The sequence below is a fragment of the Spirosoma sp. genome, assembly GCF_048594605.1.
GTDB lineage: Bacteria > Bacteroidota > Bacteroidia > Cytophagales > Spirosomataceae > Spirosoma.
The window spans coordinates 1-9449 of the sequence record NZ_JBMDWV010000087.1; the positions used below are offsets into that span (position 1 = coordinate 1).

Sequence of the window (9449 nt, forward strand, 5' to 3'; positions counted from 1 at the left end):
AAATCTGAACAGCGATTCGTCTGATTTTCTGGCGAATCTGTTCGGCATTCAGAACAAGCGTCGATGCGGCCGTAGTCATGCTGGAATGTAAGATTTTTTGACGCTGTAAAGATGGGAAAAAGCAGTTCGTCAAGGAAATACAATTACAGATTCTAAATCACCGTATCTTTGTCTGTTCATGTAGAAGTAGCTATGATTGTTAAGACAAAAAAGTACGCGTTAGACCAAAAAACGTATATTAATATTGCCCTTCGGCAGTGGGTTAAGGAAAACTGGAAGTGGGCGTTCGTCCCCCTGGCTCTAATTATTCTAAATGTAGTTCTGAACCTGACAAACGTTTACCCAAATTACTGGATTTATATTGTCATTGTACTGCTTACAGTCCTCTACGTATTGTTTTGGGCCGTCCAGATTACAGGGATCTCGCAGATGGAACAAAGCAAAGCCCTGTTTCAGAAATACATCTATGAGATCGACAGCCGCCAGATTCTGATGCGTATCAATGCCAAAGAAGGCGGGATTCTGAAATGGGCCCAGATCGACAGTGTAATTAAGGACAAAGACGCTTACATCCTGTTTCTGGATAGTGGCGATGCGCTGAACAACGTAAAAGCAAACTGGTTTGCCAAAACCGTAACGAAAGGCTTATCCAAAGCGCAGTTTATCTATTTGCCCTTCAGTATTTTCAACAGCGAAAATGATCTGCGCTTTACCGATGCGCTGCTGAGACGGAAAGGGCTGCTACCGGGTGGCGTTCCGGCCGAGACAGCGGTAAAATAAAAAGATGAAACGAATTGGGGAGCCTTGATAAACCGAATCTATTACGTTAGGTTATCAAGGCTCTTTTTTGCGCCTATCCTCTTTTTTGTTATATCTGATAAAACAAAAAACGTGTATGCAGGCCATCACACTAACGATACCGCCGAATATCAATGTGTTTTCGGACGAACTGTATGCATTTTGTCTGGCGAATCCTGAATTGCATATCGAGCGCGACGAGAACGACCACATCGTTATTATGCCCCCACCGGATTAGAAAGTAGCTTTACGAACAATGATCTCCAAACGGAGGTCAGCCTCTGGAATAGAAAAACAAAAGTGGGCGTGTGTCTGATTCTAATTGAATTATTAATTGATAAGGGAGCGAAATGTAAGTTTTCGCTCCCTTATCTTCCTATTTCGCCTAGCGTGGCCCGGCCTGATTGGTAAAATCGACAACGGTCAGATCAGCCAGCCACGGCCCAACAATTTTACCAAAGTCCTTGTGAGCCGGATGAGGGAGGTAGTTGTCCCGATCTTTTTCCGAATCGAACGTCAGAATAAAGGCATGGGTCAGCCCATGGGCATGGTTCTCGGGGCTATTGTTTGTTCCCCACTGAAACCCTTTGATTTCTTTGATTTTTGAAGGCAATCCTTCAAAAGCAGCCAATATCTCTTTTAATTTCTCAGGCGTCGTTTCGGGCTTAAACTTAAAAAGCACAATGTGCTGTACTACGTCTGTTTTCATTTTTTTCTTAGGAGGTTCATTCGTTAACGTGTTGGCATACGTAGCCATCGACAGCAGCGTCAATACCACACCCAAAAGTATCTTTTTCATAGCTAATCAATAAGGTTTACCGGGAAAAGAAAAGAACAGTGCCACCCTACTTTGATAAGGTGGCACTGTTTATAAACTGCTACGTCAAATTCTGATTAAGCAAGCTTTGCTTTCAGATTCTCATCCAACGCTTCGAGGAAATCTTCTGTGTTCAGGTAATGTTCACCAGCCACCAGTTTTGTATCGCTTGGGAAAGCCGATAGCGCCAGGTCTTTGGTCATTTTACCACTTTCAACAGTCTCAACGCAAACTTGCTCCAGTGCATTGCAGAAATCGATCAGTTCTTTGTTTCCGTCGAGTTTGCCGCGAAAGGCCAGACCACGTGTCCAGGCATAAATTGATGCAATGGGGTTGGTCGAGGTTTTATTTCCTTTTTGATACTCGCGGTAGTGGCGCGTTACGGTTCCGTGTGCCGCTTCAGCTTCCATCGTGTTGCCATCGGGCGTAACCAGCACTGAGGTCATCAGCCCCAGCGAGCCAAATCCTTGCGCTACGGTATCCGACTGTACGTCGCCATCGTAGTTTTTGCAGGCCCATACGAAATTGCCGTTCCATTTCAGCGCCGAAGCCACCATGTCGTCGATCAGGCGGTGTTCGTAATGAACACCTTTGGCCTTGAATTGCCCTTCGTAAATTTCCTGGAAGATATCTTTAAACCGACCGTCGTATTTTTTCAGGATGGTGTTTTTGGTCGACAGGTACAGCGGCCAGCCTTTCTGAAGAGCCATGTTGAAACAAGCCAGTGCAAAGCCACGTATCGACTCGTCAACGTTGTACATGCCCATCGCTACGCCCGGACCTTTGAAGTTAAACACTTCGTATTCCTGTACGGTACCGTCTTCACCTTCGAACTTCATCGTCAGTTTACCTGCACCCGGCACCAAAAAATCGGTTGCCCGGTACTGATCACCAAATGCGTGGCGGCCGACAATGATTGGCGCTGTCCAGTTGGTTACTAACCGTGGTACGTTGCTCATTACGATTGGCTCACGGAATACAGTACCGTCCAGAATATTGCGGATCGTGCCATTGGGCGACTTCCACATTTGCTTAAGGTTGAATTCTTTAACGCGATCTTCGTCGGGCGTAATGGTGGCGCATTTGATACCGACACCGTACTGTTTAATGGCATTAGCCGCGTCAATCGTTACCTGGTCGTTGGTTTCGTCGCGGTATTCGATGCCGAGGTCGTAATATTTAATATCAACGTCTACGTAGGGCAGAATCAGCTTGTCTTTGATGAACTTCCAGATGATACGGGTCATTTCGTCGCCATCCAGTTCGACAACCGGATTCGCTACCTTAATTTTTTCCATTGGACTTGGTTATAAACGATTGAGAACGATACTAAAACTTGGCCGCAAAAGTAGTGAATATCGCCCAAAGATGGGTACTCTTCTTTACATCCGTTCCGCTTAATAACGAAGCATTGAACACAGGGAAAATCTGCTCAATTTGACGAATACGGTAGAAGAGCCCTTCGAAGCACGTATCAGTTGGTTGAATATGGATTGTTAAGTCGGGTTATACGTCCAGACTGGCTTTTCTTCCCAATAGCAATCTGCTGAATTCCCCACGGAAACCAGGTATTTACTTTTTGCTTTTTATAAAGCATATAACCCGGAAGCACACTAGCACCCGCTACGTACGTATCGTTGTGCACCCACCACCAACTTTTATCGGGTGTGGGCTTATATGACGCGCTGTATAAATACCAGCCATTAAATTCAAGCCCACCGTCTATTTCATCTGGCTGGATACCTTGTTGGAGCATACTGTTGAGCGCTTGCCAGCGAGTGCGATTCAGGGCTAAATAGTCATGTGTGGCGATAACACTAAAACTCAAATAAAGCACGAGCAGGCCAATTGACAGGTAAAGCGGTATGGGCAGAATTCGTTCTGCTGTTTTTTGATACGTAACGGACTGAATCAAACCGACCAGACACAATAACAGCACAGGCATTGGTAGCAGATAGCGATCAAAGATGACCTGTAAGCCAATCGGCAAAAAGTAAATTCCTATTATTGAAAACAGCAAAAGCCCAACAGTACGCTGCTTGTGATCCGTAGACGCACGTAATAGGTATTGACTTATTTTGATTAGATAGTATAGAATGCAAATGCTTCCTAACAGACTGCAAATCGTTACGCCCATCATAATAAACCGAAGCACATCAGGGACGGGCATGTCATACATCCGGTAGTAGACATCACGTAGGAGGATAGGGCCTATACCAAAAGCTGTAAGCGTATTGAACCAGATAGGCATGCTTATTCCACCGAAAACAGTTTGCCACAGACCAACAATGATTGCCGCTGATAAAAGCCAAAGCCAACGATTATTCCGGAGTTCAACCAGGTTTTTTTTGGTGAGAAGCGTGAGAAAATAAGGAAACATGAACAGGCCCGTATACATCAGGCCAACAAACATATTGTTGATAAATCCATAAAAGAGCTGTGGCTTGTAGTAGCTCAGATGAAAAAAATTCGTTGCCTGCACATTGTAGCTGACCGTCCCTGGCATCATATAAGACAGCCATCGCTGGTAGCCAACCTGAAGGCTCAGCCCTAGTATCACACAAATACCCGCTATGACTAAACTTTTTAATTGTATTCCTTTCCGGGCGATGTAGGCAATACCGAACCCTGCAAACAGAGCAATACCAAACTGACGTACCAGAAGAGCCAGTGTAGCAATACCAATACCAATCAGCATTAGACGTACGGAGTCCCATTTAAGACCAATGACCATATACGCCAGCGCCCACACCATAGGCGCATAAAAATGCACATCCGTCATGAACGACGCCGACAATCCCAGATAGATTGGATTAGCCAAGGTCAATAACGTACCGATGAAGGCAGTCTGCTCATTTTCCGTTACGTTATAAATCAGCCGGTGCGTACCCCATAAACCTATCATTCCTGCTGCTAGCGTTGATATGCGGATAGCGGTGAAAGAAAAGCCGAAGGGTAAGCAGAATAAAGCCCCCCACGCTATTTGAGCCAGCAGATTGACACTCGTCCAACCTGATACGAAAAAGGTGTGGTTTTCTATTAAAGCTTTTACAGACTGCGCATATGCCCAATCATCATTAAATGGGAATTCGCCATAGGGATTAATTACAGTTGACAGAATTGCCCATAACAGTGAAATGAACAGTAATTGGTTTTTTTTAGTGAATGGTAAAGAAGAACTATTTGACATAATCTTCTAGGTCAGGAAGGCAAATATTATAAAATCTCATTAAACATCTTTACAAATGTGCATGTATGAATAAAAATAGTGATAGTGTATACTTGATTGATAAAGATTTATTATACGGCTATTAAAAGTGGTGAATCAGAAAACAGCCGTTACTAATCATTCAAAATATAAATTCATGCTTAAACCTTTATTCATTATTTTTAGAATACTTTATTAAGGTATGCATTATAAAATTTGGTATTTTTTATGAAAAAATGGATTAATCTACTTGCCATCCTGATTTTTATACCTACGCTTTTGTTTAGTCAGTCAAAAAAATCCCCTAAATCAGATGACCGGCTATCGAAACTTAAAGCCGAAGCTATTGCTGCTGTAGAAGCTAACCAGGTTATGGCGCAGCAGATTAATGACATGCTTTTCAGTTTCTCGGAGTTAGGTTTTCAGGAGGAAGAATCCTTTAACTACCTGACGACTCTTTTAGAGAAAGAAGGGTTTAAAGTGCAAAAGGGCGTAGCGAATATTCCAACGGCCTGGATTGCTACGTGGGGGTCGGGTAAGCCACTCATTGCCGTTGGCTCTGATATCGACTGTATTCCGAAAGCAAGTCAGAAACCGGGCGTGGCTTATAAAGATCCAATTGTTGAAGGAGCGCCCGGACACGGCGAAGGGCACAATTCGGGGCAGGCGCTCAATATTGTTGCTGTGCTGGCGGTTAAGAAATTGATGGAGCGCGAAAAAATTCCGGGTACGTTAATGCTCTGGCCGGGCGTAGCCGAAGAACTTGTCGGTACGAAAGCATTCTATGTGCGCGATGGCTATTTTAAGAATGTCGATGCGTGCATTTTCACCCATGTAGGCAATAATCTGAGTGTATCCTGGGGCGATAATGGCAACAATGGACTGGTATCCGTAAAATTCAATTTCGAAGGGCAGGCCGCTCACGCTGCGGGCGCCCCCTGGCGTGGACGTAGCGCGCTGGATGCTGTCGAATTGATGAATATTGGCTGGAACTTCCGGCGCGAACACCTCGAACTCACTCAACGTTCGCACTACGTTATCTCAGACGGTGGCGATCAACCCAACGTAGTTCCCTCAAAAGCATCTGTCTGGTATTATTTCCGGGAACGGACCTATCCGAAGATTAAAAAACTCTTCGAAACCGGAGTCAAAATTGCCGAAGGGGCAGCTATGATGACCGATACCAAATTTACCTACGAAATTTTGGGCTCTGCCTGGCCTGTACACACCAATAAAGTGATGGCGGCAGCCGCCTATGATAACATTAAAAAAGTAGGTTTACCAACCTGGTCAGAAGAAGATCAGTTGCTGGCCCGGGCTTCACAGATTGAACTACAGGCTCCAAAAGTGGAAGGCCTAGCTGTAAAGCTGGATTCGATGGGTATGCCTACCTCATCGGCGCCCGTTGTGATGATGGGTGGCCAGGCTATGACCCCAATGGGTGGCGGCTCCGATGACATTGCTGATATTTCGTGGTCGCTGCCAACGATTGTGCTACGTTACCCCAGCAACATTCCGGGCTTACCAGGACATCACTGGGCCAATGCCATTTCGATGGCGACGCCGATTGCTCACAAAGGAGTGGTGTATGGCGCCAAAGCCGAGGCAATGACGTTGCTGGATCTGCTACTGAAGCCCGAAATTATTAAAGATGCCTGGGCGTATTATAAAGACGAGCAGACCAAGGATATTAAGTATGAACCGCTGATTTCGCCAAAAGAACAGCCCGCTATTTATCTGAACAAGAAGATTATGGCTGAGTTTAAGCCGAAACTGGAGAAGTTCTACTACGATCCGTCGAAGTACAAAAACTACCTGGAACAGCTTGGAATTAAGTACCCAACCGTACGCGACGACCAGCGCGATGCGGTAAAGAAACAATTGGAGAAAGATAAATCGTCAGCCGCTAAAGTTTCGTCCTCGCGTTCTGAATAGTATAAACAGAGTAGCGCCCTAGGAACATTAGGGCGCTATTGTATTTATATAAACTATTTCATGACCACTTTTACCATAACGGGCTGATGGTCAGACGGGTATTTCTGATCTTTTGCATCGGTCAACACGCCGTATTTTAGTACGTCGAATTGCTTACTAGTGAAAATATAATCGATACGTTTGTCCATCGGTGCGTCGAACTTGAAACTGTTAAATGTTCCCTCTGGGCCATACGGTGGAGTTACTGTTACGTTATGCGCATCGTTCAACAACGTTTGAATCAGTTGAACCTGCTCGGTTTCGGGCGTTGAATTCAAATCACCAACTAAAATAACCGGCTCATTTTTAGCGATTTCTTTAATTTTTGACACCATCAATTTCCCCGACTGCCGACGTGCTTCTACTCCCTGGTGGTCGAAGTGAACACTGAAAAAGTAAAAATCCTTTTTCGTTTCCAGATCATTGAACTTCCCCCAGGAACAGATCCGGTTGCAGCACGTAGCATCCCAGCCTTTACCAGGCTTGTCGGGCGTTTCACTCAGCCAGAAATTTCCAGATTGCAGTACTTTGAAACGGTTTTTACGGTAAAAAATCGCCGAGTGCTCACCCGCTTCTTTGCCATCGTCGCGACCGACCCCGATAAAGGCGAAATCTTTCAACTCCGCTACGTCATTCAGTTGCTCACGTAAGGCTTCCTGCGTTCCGAAAATGTCAAATTCATGAAACTGGATTAAGGCCTTTACGTTCTCTTTCCGATTTTCCCAGACGTTAGGTCCATCGTTTTTATTCTTATAACGGAGATTATACGTAGCAACCGTAATGGGGTCCGATTTTTGGGCGAATGTTTCAGCGTTTGCTAATGTAAGACAGAGTACCAGAAAAGCAATAATACGCATAAGTTGAAAAGTTGGGATGGTTAGGTTTGCCAAATCTACATCAATGAATCTAATACCGCCCGTAATTTCTCATCATTGGTATCGACTTCAATTCGTTTGTGTGCATTCGTGAAACCAGCCATAATCGTTACGTTCGACCTGGCCGTTCCGAACAGTTTCGCCAGAAACTCCACTAAATACACATTGGCTTTACCGTCCTGAGCGGGCGCTTTGATTTTAATAGTCAGTTGGCCGGCAGCGTCGTAAAATAACTGATCAACTTTGCTACCTGGTTTTACTTTCACATGCAGTGTCACAACTCATACATTGATGTTATAACTCAGCTTTATTTCGTCGCCCGTTGTGCCTCGAAAACCCCAGTTATGCGCCGGACTTTCCAGAATACAGATTTCAATATCGTTCACTGGCAAGTTCAATTGCTTACTGATACGTTCGAAAAGCAGCTGAATCAGTTTCTTTTTTGTCTCGACGCTACGTCCTTCCATCATCAGAAATTCCAGAATAACGTAGCGTTCCGACGCCGTGGACGGTCTGAAGAAATCATCGTTTTCCAGGTAGAAAAAACGGTGTGCTCGTTTGTTCTCCGGAAACTGAAGTGCCTCAACCACGCACGCATGCACTACGTCGGAAAGCTGATTTCGAATAGGTATCAAATGCTCCCGAACGCCGTATATTTTTACCTGACTCACGCCGTTTCGCGTTTCAGTTGACTCGCCAGTACAGCAATTCCTTCTTCAAACGTATGCGGATCGTAGCCTAATATCGTACGGGATTTATCCAGAACGAAGCCAGTACGGGGTGGCCGGCGAGCTACCTGCGTAAAGTTTGACGCATCGGCTTGCGCGATGAGCGATTTATCAAGTCCAAAATAATCAGCCGTTTTGATGGCCATCTCGTAAGGCGTCAGAACCCCTTTGCCCGAAATATTAAAAATACCCTCGGCTTCTTTGTCGGCAATCAGGTAACACCCCAAAGCCAGATCTTCGGCCAGCGTCGGGCTTCGCCACTGGTCGGTTACAACTTTAATGTTCTTACCATCCTCAAGCGATTTTTTGACCCAGAGGATAATGTTGCTACGACTCATATCGTGAGCAATACCATAAACAAGCATCGTTCGGGCAATGGCCCACCGCAAACTAGAATTTTTCACAGCCGATTCGCCAGCCTGCTTACTCCAGCCATAAAAGCTTATCGGATTGGCTTCTGCTGTCTCGTCATAAGGCCCCGCAGTTCCGTCAAAAATAAAGTCGGTTGATACGTGGAGCAGAAAGGCATTGATTGCCCGGCAAGCTTCAATAATGTATTCGACGGCATGAACGTTCTGCGCCCAGCAATCATCTTTCTGGAGTTCACATTTATCCACATCGGTCATAGCCGCGCCGTGGATAACTACGTCGGGACGAGCCTCGCCAATAACATCCAGAACTTCCTGCCGGTTGGTGATATCCATCGAATGATACGTATAGCCGTCAGAAAAAGGTAATCGATTATTGCCCCGCGCCGTAGCGATCAGTTCAACATCTGGCTTTTGGACAAGCAGTCCGACCAATTTTTGTCCCAGCAACCCGTTAGCGCCAGTAATAAGAATTCGTTTTTTCATCGTGTTTCATGTAGAGACGCACTATTTCGCGTCTCCTGCGCGTCAGCAAAAACCATCCGGTCAGGAGACGCAAGGTATTGCGTTTCTACAAAAATTTATACCCGTACTGTTTTGTTATTTTCTTTTTCTTCACCCAATCGCCGGTCATCATCATCCGAACGTCTTTAACTGGTCGGTCCTGTGGATCACGCGTCT

10 protein-coding genes are annotated in these 9449 nt (G+C 45.3%); 3 read left to right on the forward strand and 7 right to left on the reverse strand.

Annotated features, from left to right (window positions below; all coding sequences use genetic code 11):
• The first annotated feature begins 192 nt into the window (after positions 1-192).
• Both ACOJS8_RS04965 and ACOJS8_RS04970 read left to right on the forward strand, forming a co-directional pair.
• Entirely contained in the window at positions 193-780 is a 588-nt protein-coding gene (locus ACOJS8_RS04965) for a YcxB family protein (protein ID WP_420147426.1), read from the forward strand.
• Positions 781-895: 115 nt separating this feature from the next.
• Positions 896-1036, forward strand: coding sequence for a hypothetical protein (locus tag ACOJS8_RS04970; RefSeq protein ID WP_420147427.1), 141 nt, complete (start codon positions 896-898; stop codon positions 1034-1036).
• A gap of 147 nt (positions 1037-1183) precedes the next feature.
• Here ACOJS8_RS04970 and ACOJS8_RS04975 read toward each other — a convergent pair whose 3' ends face one another.
• From ACOJS8_RS04975 to ACOJS8_RS04985, 3 genes are all read right to left on the reverse strand, one after another.
• Positions 1184-1597 (reverse strand): Dabb family protein, encoded by a 414-nt coding sequence (locus ACOJS8_RS04975; protein ID WP_420147428.1) that lies wholly within the window; start codon positions 1595-1597, stop codon positions 1184-1186.
• A gap of 95 nt (positions 1598-1692) precedes the next feature.
• Positions 1693-2913 carry an NADP-dependent isocitrate dehydrogenase gene (locus ACOJS8_RS04980; RefSeq protein WP_420147429.1) on the reverse strand — a complete coding sequence of 407 codons (1221 nt, stop codon included), beginning with the start codon at positions 2911-2913 and terminating at the stop codon, positions 1693-1695.
• Positions 2914-3089: 176 nt separating this feature from the next.
• Complete coding sequence (locus ACOJS8_RS04985) at positions 3090-4520, reverse strand: hypothetical protein (RefSeq protein ID WP_420147430.1); 1431 nt, start codon at positions 4518-4520, stop codon at positions 3090-3092.
• 531 nt (positions 4521-5051) lie between these two features.
• Here ACOJS8_RS04985 and ACOJS8_RS04990 point away from each other — a divergent pair.
• Complete coding sequence (locus ACOJS8_RS04990; RefSeq protein ID WP_420147431.1) at positions 5052-6758, forward strand: amidohydrolase; 1707 nt, start codon at positions 5052-5054, stop codon at positions 6756-6758.
• A 53-nt stretch (positions 6759-6811) separates the two neighbouring features.
• On the opposite strand, the gene ACOJS8_RS04995 is transcribed toward ACOJS8_RS04990, so the two are convergent.
• From ACOJS8_RS04995 to ACOJS8_RS05010, 4 genes are read right to left on the reverse strand one after another with little or no spacing between them, the layout of a single operon-like run.
• Entirely contained in the window at positions 6812-7654 is an 843-nt protein-coding gene (locus ACOJS8_RS04995; RefSeq protein WP_420147432.1) for an endonuclease/exonuclease/phosphatase family protein, read from the reverse strand.
• Between the two features lie 35 nt (positions 7655-7689).
• Positions 7690-7938, reverse strand: a complete 249-nt coding sequence (locus tag ACOJS8_RS05000; protein WP_420147433.1) for a DUF167 domain-containing protein — start codon at positions 7936-7938, stop codon at positions 7690-7692.
• 15 nt (positions 7939-7953) lie between these two features.
• Entirely contained in the window at positions 7954-8343 is a 390-nt protein-coding gene (locus tag ACOJS8_RS05005; protein ID WP_420147434.1) for a tautomerase family protein, read from the reverse strand.
• Positions 8340-9254, reverse strand: coding sequence for an SDR family oxidoreductase (locus ACOJS8_RS05010; protein WP_420147435.1), 915 nt, complete (start codon positions 9252-9254; stop codon positions 8340-8342). The genes ACOJS8_RS05005 and ACOJS8_RS05010 overlap by 4 nt, the downstream gene beginning before the upstream one ends.
• Between the last annotated feature and the right edge of the window lie 195 nt (positions 9255-9449).

Coding starts and splice junctions, on each gene's coding strand:
- ACOJS8_RS04965 (WP_420147426.1), top strand. CDS start 193: ATGATTGTTAAGACAAAAAAGTACGCGTTAGACCAAAAAACGTATATT.
- ACOJS8_RS04970 (WP_420147427.1), top strand. CDS start 896: ATGCAGGCCATCACACTAACGATACCGCCGAATATCAATGTGTTTTCG.
- ACOJS8_RS04990 (WP_420147431.1), top strand. CDS start 5,052: ATGAAAAAATGGATTAATCTACTTGCCATCCTGATTTTTATACCTACG.
- ACOJS8_RS04995 (WP_420147432.1), bottom strand. CDS start 7,654: ATGCGTATTATTGCTTTTCTGGTACTCTGTCTTACATTAGCAAACGCT.
- ACOJS8_RS05010 (WP_420147435.1), bottom strand. CDS start 9,254: ATGAAAAAACGAATTCTTATTACTGGCGCTAACGGGTTGCTGGGACAA.
- ACOJS8_RS04975 (WP_420147428.1), bottom strand. CDS start 1,597: ATGAAAAAGATACTTTTGGGTGTGGTATTGACGCTGCTGTCGATGGCT.
- ACOJS8_RS04985 (WP_420147430.1), bottom strand. CDS start 4,520: ATGATAGGTTTATGGGGTACGCACCGGCTGATTTATAACGTAACGGAA.
- ACOJS8_RS04980 (WP_420147429.1), bottom strand. CDS start 2,913: ATGGAAAAAATTAAGGTAGCGAATCCGGTTGTCGAACTGGATGGCGAC.